This window comes from Leptospira saintgironsiae (assembly GCF_002811765.1).
Lineage (GTDB): Bacteria > Spirochaetota > Leptospiria > Leptospirales > Leptospiraceae > Leptospira_B > Leptospira_B saintgironsiae.
The window spans coordinates 36,803-58,477 of record NZ_NPDR01000002.1; the positions used below are offsets into that span (position 1 = coordinate 36,803).

Genomic DNA, 21,675 nt, shown 5'->3' on the forward strand with positions numbered 1-21,675 from the left:
GGTTGCTCCACAATCTCTTGTTGGAGTTCCTACACTGCAGTTGGCTTTTCTTTCAAAAACTGAAGAATTGCTCTACTTGCATTTTTAGAACTATGCTCTTCGCCTAGAGATTCCTTTACGGAGCGGATCTCTTCTATCATTTGGTTCCTGTATTTTTTATTTTTCAGGATGGCCATTGTTTCTCTTACAGTTTCTTCCGGAGTACATTCTGCCTGAATGAGTTCCTTCACTGTTTCTCTTCCGCTTAATATATTAACAAGCCCTATAAATGGTGTGCGGATTAGGAGTGCAGAGATAAAATAACTGAGTAGGCTGACCTTATATAAGATCACCATTGGTTTTTCAAAATATACAACTTCTAAAGTAGCAGTTCCAGAAGTTACTAAAACAATATCAGAAGCTTCAATACATCTTAAAGAACTATCGAATAAGTATTCGATTTTGATACCAGGATGAGATTCTTCTGTTGCCTTAATTTTAGTTTGGATAAACTCTTCTTCTTTAAGATTAATATTTGGAATTAGAAAACGTACATGTTTTTTTTCTGCTTCCGCTTCTTGGTGGATGAGTGCTGCAGATTGGAGTAGTGTATCCAACATTCTATGGATCTCTCCGGAGCGAGAGCCTGGCATAAGAGTGATTGTTTGCAGATGAGCTATTTGTTTCTCATCTACAGGAATAGGAGCTTCTTTTCGGATCTTTTCCTTAATCCTTTGTGCGATTGGATGTCCTACAAATACGGAACGAACTCCATAATCGTCGTAAATCTTTTTCTCAAATGGAAATAATACCAACATCAGATCTATTGTTTCTTTAATCTTATAGATCCGGCCGAAATTCCAGGCCCAAAGTTGGGGAGAAACATAGAAGATCACTTTGATCCCTAACGCTTTCAATTTTTCTGCAAGTCGCAGATTGAAACCTGGATAATCGACTAGGATCGCATGTGTACAAGAACGTGCCACTGCTTCTTCTACCAATCGATCCATAAGTGCTTTTAAGAATTTGTATTTGAATAGTACTGCAGTGAAACCGATTACAGAAAGTTCTTCCATGTCTTCGATGGAGTCGAAACCTTCTTCCAACATTCTGGGACCGCCAATCCCGAAAAATGTAAGGTCTGGATCATGTTTTTTAAGTTCTTTTAATACTTCTGCGCCTAGTAGATCGCCAGAATGTTCTCCGGCTAATATCATAAATACGGGAGAAGAAGGTACGGAAAGATTTTCCGTCCTAATTTTGTCTCCGGCCTTCTTAGGCTTTAGGGAGCTTTTTTTGGGTAGAGTTAATTTTCGAGACGTTGCCACGGCCGATGCTCAAGATATGGATTTTCAATTTTTCTGCAAGGTTAATAAATTCGGAAGGATTTACAATTATAGTCTCTCCTTCTCGAACGGCGAGTATATCGCAGTTATTTTCACTCATTACTTTTAGGGTTTCTATTCCGACCGTAGGTAGATCGAATCTGGGATCTTGGCTTGGTTTGGAACTTTTGCAAACTACTGCCTTTCTTTTTTTGGCGAAACTTCCGCCTCTTTTAATCGTCTGGTCTGTTCCTTCTACGGCTTCTACCGCTAATACAGATTTATCTACAACCACTACTGCTTGGCCTATATCTAAGTGAGCGATCTTCTCTGCATACTCCATTCCGAAGATCACGTCTTCGATCTGTTTTTTGTCCAAGGATCTTTTAGTATAACGTCCTTCTGGAAGTAATAATGACTTCAGATAGGTCTTTTGAGAAATGATATGAATTCCTTGTTTTTCGAAATCTTCCGCTACCGTTTTGAAGATAGAATAATCATGACGGTTCACCATTCTTGCAAGTAGTGCCAGAGCTTTTAAATCGAAGTTCAGACTTTTAAAGATAATCTCTTTTTTAACTTTTCCTAATAGAAGAAGTCTATCTATCTGATTGGTCTTACATGCTTTTAATAACCCGCCAATCTTTACGATCCGAATTGGGATCACTCTATCCGGATAATTTCCTGGAGTAAAGTCAGACTCAGCTATGGAAAGAAAGAATGGATCTTCCCCTGCAGCGAGGGCCTCTCTCATTCCAATCTGAGGAAGATTTCCTCCTCCCGCTAATATTCCTAAACGTCCCAAACTTAGTTGGAAGAAGAACCGGAGGAACCGGTGGAAGATTCAGAACTTTTAGAAGAGGATTTATTGTCTGTTACATAGAATCCGGAACCCTTAAAGATGATCCCTCCTACACTGGAGATTAATCTATCCACTTCTCCTGTTTTACCGCAGAGAAGGCAGGTAGTAATAGGGTCGTCCTTCATGGATTGAAAATGTTCAAAAGTTTGTCCGCAAGCCTTGCATCTATAATCGTAAGTAGGCACTGATTTTCCTCGCTCGATACTAAGATCAAAATAAAAACTTAAATTGGAACGCTGCCGCATTCGAATCGGATTTTTTATCCGCTTGTTGTAGGCAGAGTTTGAATAGAGCTCCCTCTGTAGAGGTTAGCTCTTCTTCTGGAGAGATACCTTGTAATACGGTTTTTTCTCCTACTAATAGAGACGCTGATATTGTCCCATTTGCTGAAAAAATTCCGAGTTGGAATCTCTTCTTTCCACCTGATCCAAGTATATACTTGTTCCTATTGATGGAAATACTCTCTCTATCAAGGTCAATTTGGTAAGCCGGTTTCCACTCACCAGGTCTTCCTGAATATAGTTTAAAAATCGGAACGGGCTCTTCTCCACTTAAACTTGCTGTTAAAAATTCTAAAGATCTAAAAGGTTCTTCTACAATCCTACAGATCTCTTTGTATTTTCCAGTTTTAGATTTATATAATACGATTCCGTAATCTCCATCCATGGCTAACTTTTCAGTGGGAATATATTCTCCATGAAATCCTGGAGGGATCTTATCTTCTGTCCAGAACGCAAAGTCCCAGGCTTGGCTTTTTTCGGATTGAGAGAATTCTACAAATGTTTCTTCAGCTTTTGCGGAAGGGTATGGATCTTCTTCTAAGAAGTGAGAGAAGATCCAGCCTGAGATCTGTAACTCAGGAATGTATACTTGGACCCAGTTTCCTTTTCTTCCTTGGACAGTTTCAGATCGAGGGTCCTTATCTAATGCGTAAAGTAAGAGTCCTTTTTTTAAACGAGCCTTACCAGGGTTCTCAGTTCCTGGACCAGTTCTGAGATTTGTATTTTCTCCAGTGTTCTTAAATCTGGAACCGAGCAATGTAGAATCTTCTCTTACGGAAAGAAAACCTAATAGTTCAGAAAGTTTGTTTTGGTCTCCATCTGAAAGTTTAGTCTCTCTTCTTAGAACTTTTTTCAGAACGGATGAATAGGAAGAAATTCCTAATGTGACTGGATTACTTTTTATAAATTCTTTTAGATCACGTAAGAATTGGATATCATCTTCCCATTCTCCTGCGATCTCTACTCTGGAAAGAATTGCTTTTTGTCTCCAATACCCACCTGGTCTGAGTTGAAGAATAAAAGGATCTTCGAATACAGGAAATTCTCCTTTGGATTCTATAGATTTTCCTGAACCGATACCATTTTCTTTTAGGAGTCTTGAGGAAATTTTAGATCTGTCTTCCGCATCTTTAGTGATCAGTTCTGCATTCAATCTAAGAAGAGATTGGGAACCGTAAAAAAGATCTTCAGGAGTAGGGGCGGTTGCTTTTTTTACGAGAGAAATTACTTTCTCCCATTTTTCCTTTTTATAATATTCATAAATAGTGTCGGATGGCTTGGGCCAAAAACGAATGGTAAGCCAAACGATCAGCCCTAATAATACGATTCCGAATATAGAAAGGAAAAATCCGCGTTTCAATGAGAACTACGAAGCCTATTAATCCAAATGTGGAATAAGTTTTTCTGCATCCAGATCGAATCTTTCCAAAAGCATATTTTTTGCGATATAGTATCTCATTAGATCTATATTAAAATTAACTTTTGCTTGAGTAAGGCTGAGCTGGTCTCTCACCAAAGTATCCAAAGCATTCTTAACTGCGACTGCATCCGCTCTTCCTTGTTGGAAGCTTCGGACAACGCCGCTATAATAGTTTTGGGTTTCTCTTTCGGTGACTATGGAATTTTTATAAATTTTATAACTAGCTTCTAAAGAATCGATCCTTCCTCTTAGATCGTCTCTCACTTCATTCTTAACTTCGGTTTCTTTTAGGGTAGCTTGGCGAACTCCGATCTCGGAGTCTCTTCTTCCCGCAGCAACTCCCTTATCAAATAATGGATAAGAGAAACTTACTTTTCCGTTGAAGTCTTTGTAACGCGCAGATTGAACGCCATCTGTTGCGTCTGTAAAATTTTTATCAGGGCTTGTGATTGTTTGAGCCTGAGAAGAAGCAGAACCAGAAAGAGTTAAAGAAGGTAACTGATCACTTTTTGCATTTTTTAGCATTAGCTCAGCGATCTCTTTTTCTCTGACTGCGTTTAGATAATCCGCTCTCTTTTTGTAAGCGATGTCCAAGTCTTTAGTATAGTCAGGCTTCTCGGGAATTTCTTCCATAAGGTCTGTTTCTTCTGAAAGGTCCGAGTCATTCTCTAATTTTAAAGTACGAGCTAATTTTCTTTTTGCTTCATCTTTTTGAACAACAGCAGTTTCTAATTGGCTATCTGCTTGTGCGAGTAGCGCGTTCCATTGGTTGACTTCGAATCCTTCCGAAAGTCCTAAACCTTGTTTACGCACTGTAAGATTTCTAATATTGCTTACGTTCTCTTTTAATCTGCGGAATGTTTTTAAGGACTGTAGTTTAACTGAGTAGTCCCAGAAATCCACAAGAGATCCTACGATCGCTTCAGATATCTGAAGAGAAACTTGGCTTTTCGCCATTTCTTTTTGATTGTCCAGGATCTTCTCCTGGTTTCTGCCCTTATAACCAAATGAGTTTTTCAATAAGTCTTGGGAAACTGTAGCAGTGATAAATCCAGTGTAAAGAGGGGGAAGTGCGAGTCCTGCAAAACTTGCAGTAAGAGGGTTACTCTTATCCTCGAAAGCGTTTGAGTCGAATCGTCTGTTTCCCGCTTCTAACTTGAAGTAGGTTCCAGTGGTACGGATTGTTTTTTCAATCCCCCCTTTGATCGTATCATCTGAAGTTTTTGTTCCAGTAAATACGTTGTTCTGGTTCAAAGGAAGAACAGTTTGTCTGAAACTTCCGTCAGCTACTAATCTCCAAGAATATTGGGATTCTGCTTTCAAGTAGCTTGAATCGGTTTTTGCCAATTCATATCTCAGGTTTTGTAGTTTGAAATTACTATCAAGAGCTCGTTTAACTGTCTCTTCAGTAGTTAACCTCAGGACCTTTCCGGATTTATTCTCTTGGGAGAATACTCCGGAAAATCCCGAAAGGAGGATGAGGCTCGAAACCAAAAAGACAGAGATAGTCTTTCCACTTATTGTTTTGGTCCAAAAATTCCCATTTTCTAATTTCATAACCTTTCCTCCGATCTAAAAGTATTAGATTAACCTAATGCTTTTTTCATTTTTTCGCCGACTTCGGCGATAGATTGGCAAACAGAAATACCTGCGTCCTGCATAGCTTTCATTTTAGAAGAAGCTGTTCCCATTCCTCCGCTGATGATCGCGCCAGCATGTCCCATCCTTTTTCCAGGAGGTGCAGTTTGACCTGCGATAAATCCTACTACAGGTTTTTTAACATGAGCTTTGATATAAGCAGCAGCTTCCTCTTCGGAAGTTCCGCCGATCTCTCCGATCATTACGATTCCTTTGGTTTCAGGATCTTCATTCAGAAGTCTAACTGCTTCTGTGTGATTCATTCCTGGAACTGGGTCTCCACCGATACCAATTACAGTGGATTGTCCCAAACCATGTTGGGTTAGCTGTGCAACTGATTCGTAAGTTAAGGTTCCTGAACGAGAAACAATCCCTACGTTTCCTGCTTGGTGAATAAAACCAGGCATGATCCCCATTTTAACTTTGTATTTAGGAGAGATCACACCAGGGCAGTTCGGTCCAACCAGTTTGGTTTTGGAATTACGAAGTGCGCTATACACCTTAAGCATATCGTGTGTTGGAATTCCTTCAGTGATACAAACCACGAGAGGAATTTCATTGAAGATACCTTCTAAGATCGCATCTGCTGCGAATGGAGGCGGAACGAAAATGATAGAAGCATTTGCTCCTTCTTTAACGATCGCGTCTTTTAAACTATTGAATACTGGAACGTTTTTGCTCGCGAGTTCTACTGTTTGTCCGCCTTTGCCTGGAGTTACTCCTCCTACAACGCTAGTTCCGTATTCTATCATTTGAGTCGCGTGGAAAGAACCTTCTTTGCCGGTAATCCCTTGAACTACAACTCTTGTATTGCTATCTACTAATACTGCCATGTTATATTAAGTTAACCTTATGTTATTTATTTAATGGCATCTGCCACTTTTTTAGCCGCGGTACGAAGATCCTCTTCTCCGATGATGTTTAGACCGGATTCGTTCAGGATTTTTTTACCTTCTTCCGCGTTGGTCCCTTTCAAACGAACTACTAATGGAACATTGATGTTCACAGCTTTAGCAGCTTCGATGATCCCCAGAGCAACTCGGTCACAACGAACGATTCCTCCGAAGATATTGATAAAGATCCCTTTAACATTTGGATCTCCTAATATCAGTTTGAATCCGTTCGTAACAGTAGTAACATTAGCCCCACCGCCCACGTCTAGGAAGTTTGCAGGTTCAGCGCCAGCAAGTTTAACGATGTCCATGGTTGCCATTGCAAGGCCAGCACCGTTAACCATACAGCCGATGTTTCCATCTAACTTAACGTAGTTGATATTGTATTCGCTAGCTTGAACTTCCAAAGGATCTTCTTCGGAAACGTCTCTGAATGCAGCGTTTTCTGGATGGCGATAAAGTGCATTCTCATCTAAGTCGATCTTACAGTCTCCTGCAATGATCTCATTTTCTTTTGTAAGGATCAAAGGGTTGATCTCTAATAAAGATGCATCTTCTTTAATATAAGCATTATAAACAGAAGTAAGAAGAGCTTTAAAAGACTTGTGAGATTCAGCAGGAAGTCCGAGATCAAAAGCAAGTTGAGAAGCTTGGTTTGGTTGTAATCCGATACCAGGATCTACAGCGATCTTCAGGATTTTTTCAGGATGAGTTTCCGCAACTTCTTCAATCTCCATACCACCTTCAGTGGAAGCCATGATGATTGTTTTGCGGATCGCGCGATCTAATAATACACTTAAATAAAATTCCTTCGCGATATTGATCCCTTGCTCTAGATAAACTTTTAGAACTTTTTTACCTTCAGGTCCAGTTTGAGGAGTGATAAGTTGCATGCCTAGGATCTTGTCTACAGCAGCTAATGCGTCTTCTTTAGTTTTGGTAACTTTAACTCCGCCGCCTTTTCCTCTACCACCTGCATGGATTTGAGCTTTTACGACTACGACAGATGCTCCCGTTTTGGAAGAAACTTCTTCGTGGGCTTTTGCACCGTCTTCTTTTTTATCAATTACTACGCCGAAAGGAACTTTGGCGTTATGGCGTCTCAGGATTTCCTTGGCCTGGTACTCGTGAATTTTCATGAATCAACCTTGTTTTTTTGGATGTGAGTTCAGTTTGGAATGCTTTTTCTAAGGATTTTACCTGGAAGAATCCTGTCCATCCCCTTTCGGTAGGAGTTCCCACATGCGCTTGGAAATGAACGGACAAACCTAGGTGCAACAGCGGGTTGGCTCTTTTCGTTTCCATATGTCTTCCTATGGAAGAACGTTTTTCCTCATTTTTATTTCACGCAAAGCCGCGAAGGTCTTGCTTTTCTTTTTATGACGACCGGGGTCCGGGGTTGTGACGAGAAAAGATTTCCCGGAGAGGGGGTAGCGAAAGACGCGAATGCGGCTGAAGCGAGGGGGAGACGCCCCCCTCCGAGACATTTCTGTGACAATACTTTGGAAACTGAACCAATATATTTTCCGTTATTGCGGTATATTTTCTGCTATATTGTATATTTTACCTGATTTTTAGGATCATTCTAAGCAGAAAGGGTTAACCCGTGGCTTGCCACGTTAGGAGAAATATAAATGAAGGTGATCTATATTGGGCTGGTAAGCCTATTTTTGGGGACGTTTGTCTCCTGTGATTCAGGAGGTTCAGATTCAAATTCTGCGCTCGCGGTCTTGGCTGGTTTTGGAAATTCAATCCCGGTTAATTCCGCTTCGGATTTAACAAATGAATCTGCTGCTTCTTATGATGATAACGAATGGGGGCTTGTCACTGCTTCTCGTTTGGAATCTTGGGTGAGCGATTGGCAAAACCAAAAGCCATCTCATATCAGTGGAAAGCTTGTGATCTTACAAAGTAGTCTCGCGAATAATTTTTCGGGAGATACAAGTGGGAGATCCTACATCAAGTCAGACAACGCGAACGGAGTTTACGTGTATCATCTGGATGATTTCCAAGCTGGATTTCGTTTCAACCAACAAAGAAATACAGGGCTTATTCGTAACTCAGTTCGTTATCAAGCGGACGGAGCAACTGTGGATCAGTGGCTGCAATTATATGGAATCAACTTGAATACGGACCTAGTAGTTTTTGCAGTTGGATCCGCAAACAATAACGGTACTGCTTATACGAATGGAAGCCAAACCCAGGATGTTACAAGAGGGATCTATTGGCTTAGATATTGGGGAGCGGATATCAAACATCTTGCGATCCTAAATGGAGATATCAGGACCAATTTTACGAATGCAACTTATCTTTCGGCGACCAAGGACACAGCTCCGAATGCGAATGGAAATTTCAGTGTTAAACAACTGAAGGTGGATAATACGATCATCACTCTTACCCTAGAGGATATCATTAAGATCGTTAAGAATAACGGTAGTGCTTCTGTAAGTGGACTTACCGGGACACAAATCATTGTAGATGCGAGACCTACAGCGCAGTTTGATCAAACAGTTGGGATTACTAATTCCGGGGTAAATCATATTACAACTGCATGGAATGATTCTGGCGCACCTGCAGCTGGTGTGAGTGGAACTCCTAAAAAGTATGTTTTGTTTGAAACTAGGATCAAAGGAGCAAAAACTTTCCCTTGGGCTTCTCTCTTAGATACTTCTGCTACTGGTTATAGATTTAAGGATAAGGTGACTCTTGCCGGGATTTTTGCAAATACTGGAACAGGTGGAGCAGGTTATACTGCGGGAGCTACGATCGTTTCTCAATGTAGAACAAATTTTGAAGCTCAGGTGAATGGGTTTGTTTCTCAGAATATATTAGGATATCCTACTGTATTCTATGACGGTTCGCTCGTGGAATGGACTTCACTCGTTGCTGAATATCCTGATTCTACAGAAGGAACTAGCTTTAATAAACTTTCCTTAACTTCTCCTTTCAGAACGGATACTGCGGATTTGAGTTATGCTCCAAGTGGGGTCATTAATTATAATTCACATGCATCCGGTGGAACTGGAAGCCCTTATGTGACAGTGGCTCAAGCGGATATCGATCCTACTGCGACCACAACTCGTAAGGCTCAATTGGCAGATAAGGCTTATAAGTATTAAGCTTAGTTAATAAAAATCCTCTGTGTTCTCTGTGGCTCCGTGTTGTTTAAAAAGTGTAAAACATTTCGCACGGAGAACACGGAGTTCACAGAGGGCTTGCAATTTTATCTTATAGTGAAGAAAGGATAGCAAGATCCAAAGAATAAGCTCCTCCACCTACGATTGCTAATGCGATCGCAAGTCCGATGGCTAATATTTGGAATTCGTAACCTTCTCCTTTTTGAGCTCCGAACCAGTTAATGAAAAAACCATGTTCTCTATGAACGAGTAGGGCAGCTCCAAGCATGATAATACCAATACCAATTGCGGAGACGCGGGTAAGTAGTCCTAGGATTAAAGCTACTGAACCGAATGATTCACCAATAATAACTAAGAATGCAATGATTCCTGGAAGACCTGCAGTTTGAGTAAAATAACCGTAGGTTCCTTTGAATCCGTAACCGCCGAACCAGCCCAATAATTTTTGAGCGCCATGTGGGAAGATTACGATCCCGAGGGTTAATCTTAAGACCAGTGGGACGATATCGTTGCTGGTTGCTAATAATGTTTCTAACATTTTGAATACTTCCTTCTATTAATTCACAAATTAATAGTTTATTATTAAAGTATATTACTTTGAATATGAAGTAATTCTTACAAGTTTTTTTCACCAAGGTCTAGCAAAAATCGGAAATTTTTTCAGGTAGGAACTCCTTTTCTGAAGTTTGCTTCGGATAAACTGCCGGGAATCGCCGATTTGGAGGGAAATTTTCGACTTTTAGAGATGATCAATATATGATTCGATGGCTCAGTTTATTAACCTGAATTTTCTGCAAAATTCAATATAGCAGAATTAAATCTGTTATTTGTGAGAGTTGGATTTGGGATGGTCCTTTAGATCTTTTTAGTACATTCGGAAAAGATCGGGAGAGAAGATGTCTGAAGTATTCCATTGGATAATCTCTGTTTTATTTTTAGGATTTGTTCTCGGATTCCCATGGCTTGCGGGAAGTCTTTCTGGAAAACATAAGTGGCTGGGGTTTTTAGGTCCGGTCGTTCTATGCTACGCTTCCGGAATCATATTGGGTAATTTGATCCCAATTGAGTTTTTACCTAAAAAGATTGCAGAAACAATTTCCGAAATTTCTATCCCGATCGCAATCCCTCTCTTACTTGCTTCTTCTGATTTTTTGAAAGGGATTAAAGAGGCTAAACTTGCATTAGTCTCATTCTTTCTTTCCTGCATTGCAGTCGCTATCTCCTCTGTTTCCGTAGGACTTTTCTTAAGTTCATTACATCCTGAATCTTCTAAAATAGGTGGAATGCTTGCAGGTTTGTATACGGGAGGGACTCCAAATTCAAATGCGATCGGCTTGGCATTGGATACTGGCAAGGCAACGATAGCACTCGTAAACACGGTGGATCTTTTGATTGGTGGAACTTATCTTTTATTCCTCCTTAGTTTTTCTAAAAAAGTATATTCAATTTTCCTAAAACCAGAGATCGCAAGCGGAGCAGAATTAGAAGTTTCTTCAGAAGTTAATATTTCTCCTAAAACTCCTATTTTACGTTTGTTAATAGGAGTTGTTCTTTCCGTTTTGGGACTTGCTGCTTCTCTTGGAATCTCTCAAGTGATTTTAGGAACAGCTTCTGCACCTTTGATACTACTCGGGATTACCACCTGGGGAATCGGGATCTCGTTTTCTAAACAAGTGAGAAGTTTGAACACTTATCCAGTAGGATATTATTTTATTCTAATATTCTCTGTTGCTATCGGATTTTTGGCAGATTTTGGAAGTTTAGTTAAGGGTGCATCTGGTGTTCTATTGATCGTTCTTGCAACTATGTCGATTGCCATCCTTCTTCATTTACTTTTCGGGATTTTGTTTAGGATCCCAGTCGATACTTGGATTATTACTTCTGTATCTAGCATTTATGGCCCTGCGTTTGTTCCTTCTGTTGCGGCGGCGATTGGTAACAGAGGTGTCTTGATCTTAGGGATTTTGACTGGGTTAATTGGTTATGCAGTTGGGAATTATCTAGGCCTGGCCGTGTATTGGTTTTTGGCGAGATAGGGAGGGAAAAGGCGCGGAGGAAAGAGAGACCCAGAGTTTTTTCACACAGAGGCGCAAAGCCGCGGAGGGGTTAATGTGGAATTTCGATTCCGCGCAGATTTGTGAGAAGTTCGATGTTGGAATTCCAACAGGCGCTGTAAGTGGGAATTTGGGTTGCAATTTCGGGAATTTTGATATATAGGGAAATGGCTTCTCCCACAAGCCCACCTCCTCCACCCGAACCAGGGTGGGGGCGATCGCCATAACCGCGTTGGAATTCCAACACACGAATGATTCCCCGCGACCAGAAATTAAAGATTTTTTAATATCTCACGGATCAATTCTCCGGTATCCGTAAAACTTTGTTTTTTTAGGATCTTCTCTACTTCTTTTAGAGCAGATTTATCTTCGAAGCCTAGTTGGACAAGTGCCTGGACTGCAGTTTCTTTGAATCGATCTTCTGGAGAAGGAAGTCTTTCTTTAGAAGTTTCAGGGATTGATAGATCTTCGGGACCTGCTTCTAAAAACAGCTCCAGCTTTTTAAGATTTTGTTTTACTTCGAAAAAGATTTTCTCGGAGGTTTTTGCTCTGACTTTTGGAATTTTTTCCAAGTCCTTTGCTTCTCCGGAAGAAGCAATTTTATGCAATTCCCAAGGACTAAAGAAGGAAAGCACTTTGAGTGCAGTCATTTCTCCGATTCCATGTAGGCCCTTCATCACTTTGAAAAATTCTTTATCTCTTTCTTGTAGGAATCCGAAAAGTTTTTGGCCTCTTTCAGTGATGGAATGATGGATATGAAGTCGAACTTCTTTTGCGGAAGTTTGGAATTCTTTCAATTCCCAATATGTCTTGAATGAAATTACGATTTCGTAAGTTACTCCATGAACATCTAAGTTCACGGAGCCTACTTCCAGTTTTCGAATGGAACCTTGTAGTCCGGAGATCATGTCGGGAAGTTTAAAAAGTGATGCCTGCGGAGGCAATCATTTCCACAAATCCGAAATTCTGTGTGGCGCGATCCTTGGATTTTCCGTTGGTATAGATACTTGTAAGATCTATATATCCACCTTTTGCTCCAAATTCAAAGAAGAAGGATTTGAATAAGTCGATCCTAAGTGCTGAATATCCAGAAACTCCATATCCAGAAAGGTGGAATCTATTATTATGACCTTCTCCAAATAGTCTTACATCACTTCTGCAAACTACAGGTCCAGCCCCAACGGAACCTACTAAACTAAATGCATTCTCCCCATTTGGAGAAACCCAGAGTGGTGCTACGTAACCAACATCCACAAATAAATAATTCAAACCATCTGTATGTTCGAATTTCAGGAAGTCTGGAGAGATATTGACTGTTTCTCCTCCATGGTATCCTGCGAACTGATTTATATTATTCGGAAATAATAATGCATAAGGAGCTGACTCGAAAGAAGTATGAAGCCTTGCCCATTCTATCGCATTAGGATCAATATATCCGCTGATACTTGCAGCCTGTCCTCTGGACATTACATATTTCATATGATCCTGTCCGAATGCGATGAATAGATTGTCTGTAAGATAATAAGTAAGTTTAAAATTGTACTGAGGAATTTCCCAAAGAGAAGGATTTAAGTAAACATCTGTGGAAAATTTTTCAGGTTTGTCCCTGGCGACCACATCTTTTAATGTGAAAGAGTATCCAGGTCCTTTAAAGTTGATATCACTTTGAGTATAAGAATCTCTATTGTATCCCCATTGGAAGGACCAGCGTCCTTTTCTTTGGTCTACTCTTCTTTCTGCTTTTTTTATATCTTCAGGCTGTATTGTTTTTGCCTGGGCAGAATTGAGCGGATAAATTTTTTCTTCTCCACCTACAGCATATAGAGAAGTGGAGAAGGTCAGTAGTATTAAGATAATATAATGGACGAATGATGACGATTTAATTTCGAATCTCATTTTAGACGGAAGCCTCCGGGACACAGTTCTATACCAGAATTCAGGAATAGTTCCGGGAGGCACCTTTTTTTCTTAGGATAGAAATTTCTAAATCATTCCAAGTCTATCCCGCTGCCAATAGTCCAAGGTACAATTTTGACCCCGTCCTTATTTCCCCAGGAAATTCCATCGGATGGAGGGTTAATCCCTTTTGTATCAGGAGAACTTGGGAAGGAGAGTCTTTGTTTGAGATCTAACACTGGCTCTTTAGGTAGATCGTCCCCTAAAGGAAATGTTCCCCAATGGATAGGCGCAAATGACTTTGCATTTAGATCTTTGGTCGCCATCAATGCTTCCCCGGGTCCGATATGCGCATATTTCATAAACCATCTAGGCTTATAAGCTCCGATCGGAAGAAGTGCAAGATCTACAGGTTTTCCTAAACGTTCTGAGATATTTTTAAAATGAGAAGAATATCCAGTATCTCCCGCAAAATAGATGATCTTTCCCTGAGCTTCAAAGGAATAACTTCCCCAGAAATACTGGTTTGTATCTGAGATTCCCATTCTACTCCAATGATGCGCAGGAAGAAATGTGATCTTTACTGATTCTTTGGCAGTAACTTGGCCTAACTCTTGGGAAACGGTAGCACCTAAATTCTCTTCTTCTGAAAATGATTTCATTCCGGAAGGAAGAAGTATCTGTAAGTTTGGATTTTTACTTCTCAAATAGCGTAATGTATCTCGGTCTAGATGGTCTCTATGAGCATGACTCACTACTACAAAATCCACGGGAGGAAGATCCTCTTTTGGGATAGGAAGTTTTACAAGTCTTGTTACTAAAATGGGAGCTTCAAAGATCGGATCAGTCAGAACATTTACTGTTTTTCCATTTTTGGTAGAAGAGATCCAAACTGTGGCATGTCCGAACCAAACCACTCTTACTTTCCCTTCTGGAGCAATTAGGTCTTTAGAGTTTCTTTCCAGCACTGTAGGAAGTTCTTCCGTAAGTCCTTCTACTGCAGGGGGATCTTTAGGTCCCCAAAGCTTCCAACGTAGGATGGCCAATGGTGACTTTCCCTGCAATTCTTCGTCCGGATCTAAATTATGATATCTGCCTTCTTTATAACTGGGGGACTTTACCCTGTCCGGATCCAATGGAAAACAATAGAAAAATGAAATTGCGAGTAAGAGAGTCGCAGAATGGAATATTAAACTCATATTGATGTTTTGGACCTCTTGTAACATTTTTGGAGCCGAATTTTTTCTAAAAGAATGGAACCTATTCAATTTATTTCTATTCTTCTGGGTCGTAATAAGAATCGAAACATTTTTTTTCAAACCGACCGATGTCGCCGAGTCTTTGTTTAACAGGTTGCTTGCAGAAAATTCAGCTCTAACCCGTTCTATCCTAAATGGAAGCTTCTATACAGATCAGAGACCTGCCATTTGCGAAAAATAGAATACTTTCGCTTGCGGTCATATTTTTATTTATCAGCTTCCATTTTTTATTACCATTGGGACTATTATTTGGTAGTTTTCCATATTGGGCAGCCTGGATTTTTGCGGCTTCTTTAGGGCCAGTCTCCTATACTTTTTGGAATCTGATCCATGAAAGTATACATGGGAATTTTTCGAACGAAAGAAAACAGAATCATTTTTGGGGAAGGTTTCTTTGTATCGTGTTCGGGGCTCCTTATTCAGTTCTGAAATGTAGTCATCTGATGCATCATAAGTTCAATAGAGAACCTGGTGATCGGATAGAATTTTATGATCCAAATTCTTCAAAGCCTAGATGGTTTCAGAGTCTAAACTATTATTTCAGAATTACTGTAGCGACTTATATTTTTGAAGTAGGGACAGGGCTCATGCTTTCTCTACCTTCTCGTTGGACAAAACCGATCGTGGATCGTTTCATTGAGTATCCTATAGAAGAAGGTTTTTTTAAATGGATCTATCGACCTGAAATTTTGGAAGAATTAAGAAAGGATATTTTTTGGATACTGGCCTTCTATATTCCTAGTGTTTGGTTGTTTGGAAATTATTGGCCTTTGTTGGTATTCCTACTTTTAAGCAGGTCATTTTTTATATCATTTTTCGATAATGCATATCATTACGGGAAAGAAATTAATGATAAAAATTCGGCATTTAATTTAACTCTACCCAAACCGGTAAGTGCGTTTTTTTTACATTTTAATTATCATAGGATTCATCATAAATTCCCTGGATGTTCTTGGGATAGATTACCTAAACAGATGGAGGTTTCCGGAGAAACCTGGGATAAAAGTTTTATTAGACAAGCATGGAGCCAATGGGGCGGGCTCTTAGAACCTTTGGATGGAAAAATTTCTAAATAAAAAGAAAAACATATGAGAACAATAATACAATCTTTCATTCACAATAGACTCTTCATGTATTTGGGAGTCATATTCATTGTTGCCGCTGGGGGAATGTCCCTTTGCGGTTTACGCAGAGACGCTTTTCCGAATGTGGATATGAAGCAGCTCGTGATCACCACGAAATTCCCGGGAGCTTCTCCTGCGGACGTGGAATTACGGGTAACGTATCCGATCGAAGAAAAGATCAAGGAGATAGACGGTATAGATGAGATCCGTTCCTTCTCCCGTAACTCTGTTTCCGATATAGATGTTCGTGTAAGCTTAGAGGAGAAAAATCCAGAAAAAGTTTTGGATGAGATCCGAAGAGCGGTAGACAATGCTATTTCCGATTTTCCTCCTCAGGTAACCGAAAAACCTAAAATTACGGAAAGGAAATCAGGTTCCTTCCCGATCATGGACTTCTCCGTTTATGGTGGTAAGGACGAGATAGAACTTCATACAATCGCTGAATTTATAGAACTGGAATTAGAAAAGATCCCAGGAATAGCCAGAGTAGATGTATTCGGAAAACGTGATAGAGAATGGCATATTCTTGTAAATGCGGACAGATTGAAACAATACCAATTGGATCTTTCCGATATCACAAGAACGATCCGCACAAGAAATATCAATCTACCTGCTGGTTCCGTGGATTCGGAGAATGCATTTGATTTGAGGATTGATGGAGAATTTAAAAATCCTACTGAGATAGGAAAAATCCCGGTTAGAACGAATGATATATTCTCCACTGTTCGTATCGGAAATCTAGCAAGGGTAGAGGATACATTCGAATATCCAAGATTCCTTGCAATCGCGAATGGACAACAGGGTTTAGTCCTTTCCGTTATCAAAAAGGAAAGAGCAGATGCGATAGAGGTCGCAGATAATGTCCAGGCTCGATTAAAGGAACTTGAGAAAATTTATCCGGAAGGAATTAAAACATTCAAATTAAACGATGAAGCAAAAAGAACCAAAAACAGATTGAACGTGGTCTCTTCGAACGCGCTCATCGGATTTTTGATCGTTTTCGGGATCTTGTTTTTGTTCTTAGATTTTAGAACTGCGACTTTGACTTCTATGTCATTGCCTCTTTCTATGTTAATGACATTCGCAGCGCTTCCTTTCTTTGATGTTTCCTTTAATATGATTTCCATGATGGGGTTAATTATCTCACTCGGGATGCTCGTGGATAACTCCATCGTAATTTCGGAAAATATTTATACCTATCTAGGCGAGAAGATGGATAAAACATCCGCTGCCTTGAAAGGAACCACTGAGATGTTGGTCCCGATCTTCGGATCTTATCTGACGACTGTAGCTGCATTCCTCCCAATGTTATTCATGGCTGGGATCATGGGGAAATTTATCTGGCAGATCCCACTCGTGGTAATCATTGCTTTAACTGCGAGCTTGATTGAGTCCTTCTTATTTCTTCCAGCAAGAATTGCTGCATTTGCAAAAACTCCGGATGAATTGAAGAGGACCTCTAAGTTCAGGAAATCATTGGATTCTTTCTTTGCAAGAATGGAGGAAAGGTTTGCAGATTTTGTAGCTTTGACGATCCGAAATCGGAACAAATCCTTCTTTGCGATCATATTCGTTGTGATGGGTTCTTGCGGAGTAATGTCCCAGATGGACTTTATTCTTTTCCCGAAAGAAGATATTGAGATCTTTCTAATTAAAGCGGAGTTTCCTCCTTCTTCTCGTATCTTCCAAACTAGAGATAAGATGAAGTATATGGAAGAGATCCTGAAGAAGATCCCTAAAGAGGAGCTGGTAAGTTACTCCACCAAGATAGGAGTGCAACAAACAGATCCAGATGATCCATTATCCAGATTCGGAGAAAATCTGGGAGTGATCATGGTATATCTCACTCCTGAGTCTAAACGAGAAAGAAAGGCTTCGGAAATATTAGCCTCCATCGAGGATGATATCCGAAAAACGCCAGGGCTTTCCGATGTCTATTTGGAAGAAATGGCGATGGCACCTCCGATCGGTGCTCCAATTACAATCGGCGTACTCGGAAAAGATTATGACGTGCTTAAAAAAGTTTCCGCAGATCTACAATCCTTCTTAAGAGGAATTAAGGGCGTACATTCCGTTCGAGATGATTATAGGAACGGGCGAAAACAGATGTATATCCAGCTCGACGAAGGATTGGAAAGTTTTACTGGGGTATCCACCTTCTCCGCTGCAAACATGCTTAGAACAGCATACGATGGTGAAAGAGCGGGTAACGTCCGCCAAGGTAAAACTAAAATTTATCTGAGAGTGATGTACGATAAGAACTTCCGTAAAAATCCGGAAGAAGTAAAAAGTATTCCTCTTAGGAACAAGGCCGGAAACATCACTAACCTTGCAAAAATTTCCAGAATGGATCTGAAAGATTCTCCTGAATTACTTTCTCACAGGGATTTTGAAAGAGCGGTCACAGTAAATGCTGATATTAAGATCGAAACAGGTATGACTTCCAGAGAAGCAAACCAAAAGGTAATCGACGAGTTCAAACCTTTGATCGAAAGACAATATCCTGGAGTTTCAATCGTATTCGGAGGAGAGGAGAAGGACACACAAAGGTCCATGGCCTCTCTCGGAAAAGCGGGATTGATCGCTTTACTCGGGATCTTTATCATTCTTGCATTAACTTTACAGAATGTGGTAAGGCCTATATTGATCTTGAGTACAATCCCACTTGGATTTGTGGGGATCGTAGCAGGATTTGTATTATCCGGAAAAGCATTCAGCTTCTTAGCAATGATCGGTATCATTGGACTTGCAGGAGTTCTTGTAAATGCATCCATCGTACTTGTGGATTGTATCGATTCGATACGCAAATCTTCTAACGCACCTTTGGATGAGATCTTACTCGAAGCAAGTCGCAGAAGGTTCCGCCCGATCTTACTAACTACCTTAACTACAGTTGCGGGACTTCTTCCAACAGCATATAGTGTGGGTGGATCGGATCCAGTATTGATCCCTATGACCTTGGCATTAGGTTGGGGACTTGGATTTGGAACTCTAGGAAGTTTACTCTATGTTCCTGTAACACTTTCAGTGTTCAGTAATTTGAGAACTAAACTAGGTTTTACATCTAAGCCGGTAGCTAAGCATCACTAAGAGGAAAGGAGAACACAGAGGGAAAGATTGGGAAACCTAAACACCAAAAACTCTCTGTGAACTCAGTGTTCTCTGTGCGAAACTCGCTAATTCTCTTGCCTCCGCGTCCGGCCAGATCAATCTGTCCAGAAAATGGCGTACGAGCATAAGAATATCCTGGATACGGACCAGTTCTCCAAAGAGGATCTGGACTTTTTAGTCGAGAGAACTCGAGAGATGGAAAGGCTGGTCGAGCAAAATAAGGCCTTTGGGATCTTGGAAGGTAAACTTCTGGCTTCTCTTTTTTTCGAAGCATCCACAAGGACCAGACTTTCATTCGAAGCCGCCATGGAAAGATTGGGAGGAAGGGTAATCTCCACAGTAGGTTTCCAATTTTCTTCCATATCTAAAGGCGAAACATTATACGATACCATGAAAATGGTAGAGGCTTACGCAGACATCGCAGTGATCCGCCATCCTGTAGAAGGTTCTTCCAGAATTGCAGCGGGTGCTGTTAAGATCCCTGTAATTAATGCGGGAGATGGAGCAGGACAACATCCCACTCAAGCACTATTAGATCTATATACGATCATTTCCGAAAAAGGAAAATTGGACGGACTCACTCTTGCATTCATCGGTGATCTAAAATATGGAAGAACGATCCATAGTTTGATCAATCTTCTCCGCCATTATAAAGTTCACTTATACTTGATTTCTCCACCTGAACTTTCTCTTCCTGAGTCTTATAAGAAGGGACTTGCAGGATTCCCGATCACTTTCGAAGAATCTGACGATATCAAAAAAGTTTGGGAATGCGATATTGCTTATGTGACTCGCATCCAAGAAGAAAGATTTCCGGATCATAAAGAATACGAAAGATTAAAAGAATCCTTCAAGTTGAACAAAGAATTGATACTTGCATCTAAAAAAGAGACTACTGTTCTTCATCCTCTTCCAAGAGTGAATGAACTTTCTACAGATGTGGATGATCTTCCGAACGCTGCGTATTTCCGTCAGGCAAAATACGGAGTGGTGAGCAGAATGACGTTACTCTGTCTTTCACTGGGCGTTCATTTTTAAGCGGAGTAGAATGGAACGTAAGATCTGGACATACGAAGAAGCTCGTAAAATTCTGCCCTATGTCAGATCTATCACGGAAGAATTTTATGAAATCGTGGGAACGGTTCACAAAGAACTGAAAAACGGTTTATACCAAGAGAATGAGCAAGAAGCCAGAGAGACCAAGGTCGAAGAACTATTGGTAGAGTGGTCCGGAAAGATCCGGGAACTTGGTATAGAAGTCAAAGGGCTTTGGCTCGTGGACTTCGATAATGGAAAAGGTTATTATTGTTGGCATCTAGGAGAAGAGGACCTTCTTTTCGAACACGGATACGACGAGGGTTTTGCAGGACGCAAGCCAATCCAAAACATAGACGAGGATTACGAATAATTCAATGGCGAATATAAACGAAAATTATCTGAAATTAAAAGCGGGATATCTTTTCCCGGAGATCGCAAGAAGAGTAAAAGTTTATTCCGAAAAACATCCTAACTCAAAGATCATCCGACTCGGGATTGGTGACGTTACTCTTCCTTTGGCTCCATCTGTTGTGGATGCACTTGTTTCTTCTTCCAAAGAAATGGGAACTCCGGAAGGATTTCATGGATATGGACCTGAACAAGGATATTCTTTCTTACTCAAAGCGATCGCAGATAATGATTATGCCCCTCTTGGTGTAAAATTGGATGAGAGCGAAATTTTCGTATCCGACGGATCCAAATGTGACTGTGGAAATATCCAAGAAATATTCTCCCAGGATGCAAAAATCGCAATTGGAGATCCTGTATATCCAGTCTATGTAGACACTAACGTGATGGCAGGAAGAACCGGAGAAGCTGGTCCTGATGGCAGATATGCAAATCTGATCTATATGCCTTCTACAAAAGAAAATGGATTCCAACCTGATTTCCCTAAAGAAAGACCAGACTTGATCTATTTATGTTTTCCTAATAATCCAACTGGAACAGTTGCTTCTAAAGAATCTCTCAAGGCTTGGGTAGAATACGCTAAAAAGAATAATAGTATCATTCTTTATGATTCTGCATACGAAGCATTCATCTCTGAACCAGGAGTTCCAAGATCCATTTACGAGGTAGAAGGAGCAAGAGAAGTCGCGATAGAATTCCGCTCCTTCTCCAAAACAGCAGGATTTACTGGACTTCGTTGTGCTTATATAGTAATCCCTAAAGAGTTAAAGGGAAAAACTAAAGACGGCCAAGAGGTTTCCATCGGACAACTATGGAGTAGAAGACATACCACCAAGTTTAATGGTGTTTCTTATGTGACCCAAAAAGCGGCCGAGGCAATTTATTCTACTCAAGGTAAAAAAGAGATCCGCGCAAGCATCGATACTTATATGGCTAACGCCAAATTGATCCGAGAAGGATTGATTAAAGCAGGATACGATGTATTCGGAGGTGTGAACGCTCCATATATTTGGCTCAAAACCCCGAATAATCTTAGCTCTTGGGACTTCTTCGACCAATTATTGGATAAGGCTCAGGTGGTAGGAACTCCAGGCTCAGGTTTTGGACCTGCGGGCGAAGGTTACTTCAGACTTTCCGCCTTCGGCAAAAAAGACGACGTGATCGAAGCAATCCGACGTATCAGCGCTCTGTAAATCAGGGCGCTTTTCCTCAAAAAAAAGAGAATATACATTTTGAAACCCTGCCGATAG

The 21,675-nt window shown here is 40.5% G+C and carries 19 protein-coding genes; 7 read left to right on the top strand and 12 right to left on the bottom strand.

Going from position 1 to position 21,675, the window contains the following annotated elements:
* Window positions 1-29: 29 nt before the first annotated feature.
* Genes lpxB through CH362_RS05230 form a run of 8 tightly spaced genes read right to left on the bottom strand, consistent with a single transcriptional unit; the run spans window position 30 to window position 7,703 of the window.
* On the bottom strand, window positions 30-1,307 hold the full coding sequence (gene lpxB / locus CH362_RS05195; RefSeq protein ID WP_100709312.1) for a lipid-A-disaccharide synthase: 1,278 nt from the start codon (window positions 1,305-1,307) through the stop codon (window positions 30-32).
* The gene (locus CH362_RS05200) at window positions 1,255-2,109 is read right to left on the bottom strand and encodes an LpxI family protein (protein ID WP_100709313.1); all 855 of its coding nucleotides are present in this window, start codon (window positions 2,107-2,109) and stop codon (window positions 1,255-1,257) included. The genes lpxB and CH362_RS05200 overlap by 53 nt, the downstream gene beginning before the upstream one ends.
* Window positions 2,110-2,111: 2 nt before the next feature.
* Window positions 2,112-2,351, bottom strand: a complete 240-nt coding sequence (locus tag CH362_RS05205) for an FmdB family zinc ribbon protein (protein ID WP_100709315.1) — start codon at window positions 2,349-2,351, stop codon at window positions 2,112-2,114.
* Window positions 2,352-2,376: 25 nt separating this feature from the next.
* Window positions 2,377-3,807 (bottom strand): SH3 domain-containing protein, encoded by a 1,431-nt coding sequence (locus tag CH362_RS05210; protein ID WP_100709316.1) that lies wholly within the window; start codon window positions 3,805-3,807, stop codon window positions 2,377-2,379.
* 18 nt (window positions 3,808-3,825) lie between these two features.
* Window positions 3,826-5,424, bottom strand: a complete 1,599-nt coding sequence (locus CH362_RS05215) for a TolC family protein (protein WP_100709318.1) — start codon at window positions 5,422-5,424, stop codon at window positions 3,826-3,828.
* A gap of 29 nt (window positions 5,425-5,453) precedes the next feature.
* Entirely contained in the window at window positions 5,454-6,338 is an 885-nt protein-coding gene (gene sucD / locus CH362_RS05220; protein WP_100709320.1) for a succinate--CoA ligase subunit alpha, read from the bottom strand.
* Between the two features lie 26 nt (window positions 6,339-6,364).
* Window positions 6,365-7,537 (bottom strand): ADP-forming succinate--CoA ligase subunit beta, encoded by a 1,173-nt coding sequence (gene sucC, locus CH362_RS05225; protein ID WP_100709321.1) that lies wholly within the window; start codon window positions 7,535-7,537, stop codon window positions 6,365-6,367.
* On the bottom strand, window positions 7,491-7,703 hold the full coding sequence (locus CH362_RS05230) for a hypothetical protein (protein WP_244280484.1): 213 nt from the start codon (window positions 7,701-7,703) through the stop codon (window positions 7,491-7,493). The genes sucC and CH362_RS05230 overlap by 47 nt, the downstream gene beginning before the upstream one ends.
* A gap of 329 nt (window positions 7,704-8,032) precedes the next feature.
* On the opposite strand from CH362_RS05230, the gene CH362_RS05235 reads away from it, so the two are divergent.
* Window positions 8,033-9,517 (top strand): sulfurtransferase, encoded by a 1,485-nt coding sequence (locus CH362_RS05235; protein ID WP_100709323.1) that lies wholly within the window; start codon window positions 8,033-8,035, stop codon window positions 9,515-9,517.
* A 109-nt stretch (window positions 9,518-9,626) separates the two neighbouring features.
* Here CH362_RS05235 and CH362_RS05240 read toward each other — a convergent pair whose 3' ends face one another.
* Window positions 9,627-10,073, bottom strand: coding sequence for a DoxX family protein (locus CH362_RS05240; RefSeq protein ID WP_100709324.1), 447 nt, complete (start codon window positions 10,071-10,073; stop codon window positions 9,627-9,629).
* Between the two features lie 358 nt (window positions 10,074-10,431).
* Here CH362_RS05240 and CH362_RS05245 point away from each other — a divergent pair, with 358 nt between their 5' ends.
* A complete protein-coding gene (locus tag CH362_RS05245; RefSeq protein WP_100709325.1) occupies window positions 10,432-11,571 on the top strand; it encodes a DUF819 family protein in 1,140 nt (379 codons plus the stop codon).
* Between the two features lie 290 nt (window positions 11,572-11,861).
* On the opposite strand, the gene ruvA is transcribed toward CH362_RS05245, so the two are convergent.
* The 3 genes from ruvA to CH362_RS05265 all read right to left on the bottom strand — a co-directional run bounded on the left by ruvA (window position 11,862) and on the right by CH362_RS05265 (window position 14,684).
* Window positions 11,862-12,497, bottom strand: coding sequence for a Holliday junction branch migration protein RuvA (ruvA, locus tag CH362_RS05255; protein ID WP_165780240.1), 636 nt, complete (start codon window positions 12,495-12,497; stop codon window positions 11,862-11,864).
* Between the two features lie 10 nt (window positions 12,498-12,507).
* On the bottom strand, window positions 12,508-13,485 hold the full coding sequence (locus tag CH362_RS05260) for a hypothetical protein (RefSeq protein ID WP_100709331.1): 978 nt from the start codon (window positions 13,483-13,485) through the stop codon (window positions 12,508-12,510).
* Window positions 13,486-13,577: 92 nt separating this feature from the next.
* Complete coding sequence (locus CH362_RS05265; RefSeq protein ID WP_244280485.1) at window positions 13,578-14,684, bottom strand: MBL fold metallo-hydrolase; 1,107 nt, start codon at window positions 14,682-14,684, stop codon at window positions 13,578-13,580.
* Between the two features lie 194 nt (window positions 14,685-14,878).
* On the opposite strand from CH362_RS05265, the gene CH362_RS05270 reads away from it, so the two are divergent.
* The 5 genes from CH362_RS05270 to CH362_RS05290 all read left to right on the top strand — a co-directional run bounded on the left by CH362_RS05270 (window position 14,879) and on the right by CH362_RS05290 (window position 21,618).
* Window positions 14,879-15,820, top strand: a complete 942-nt coding sequence (locus tag CH362_RS05270; RefSeq protein WP_100709332.1) for a fatty acid desaturase family protein — start codon at window positions 14,879-14,881, stop codon at window positions 15,818-15,820.
* Between the two features lie 12 nt (window positions 15,821-15,832).
* Window positions 15,833-18,958, top strand: a complete 3,126-nt coding sequence (locus tag CH362_RS05275; protein ID WP_100709334.1) for an efflux RND transporter permease subunit — start codon at window positions 15,833-15,835, stop codon at window positions 18,956-18,958.
* A gap of 132 nt (window positions 18,959-19,090) precedes the next feature.
* Complete coding sequence (gene pyrB, locus CH362_RS05280; RefSeq protein WP_100709336.1) at window positions 19,091-20,017, top strand: aspartate carbamoyltransferase; 927 nt, start codon at window positions 19,091-19,093, stop codon at window positions 20,015-20,017.
* A gap of 10 nt (window positions 20,018-20,027) precedes the next feature.
* A complete protein-coding gene (locus CH362_RS05285) occupies window positions 20,028-20,387 on the top strand; it encodes a DUF2203 domain-containing protein (RefSeq protein WP_100709337.1) in 360 nt (119 codons plus the stop codon).
* Window positions 20,388-20,391: 4 nt separating this feature from the next.
* Window positions 20,392-21,618: an LL-diaminopimelate aminotransferase gene (locus CH362_RS05290; protein WP_100709339.1), complete on the top strand. Its 1,227-nt coding sequence runs from the start codon at window positions 20,392-20,394 to the stop codon at window positions 21,616-21,618.
* Window positions 21,619-21,675 lie beyond the last annotated feature (57 nt).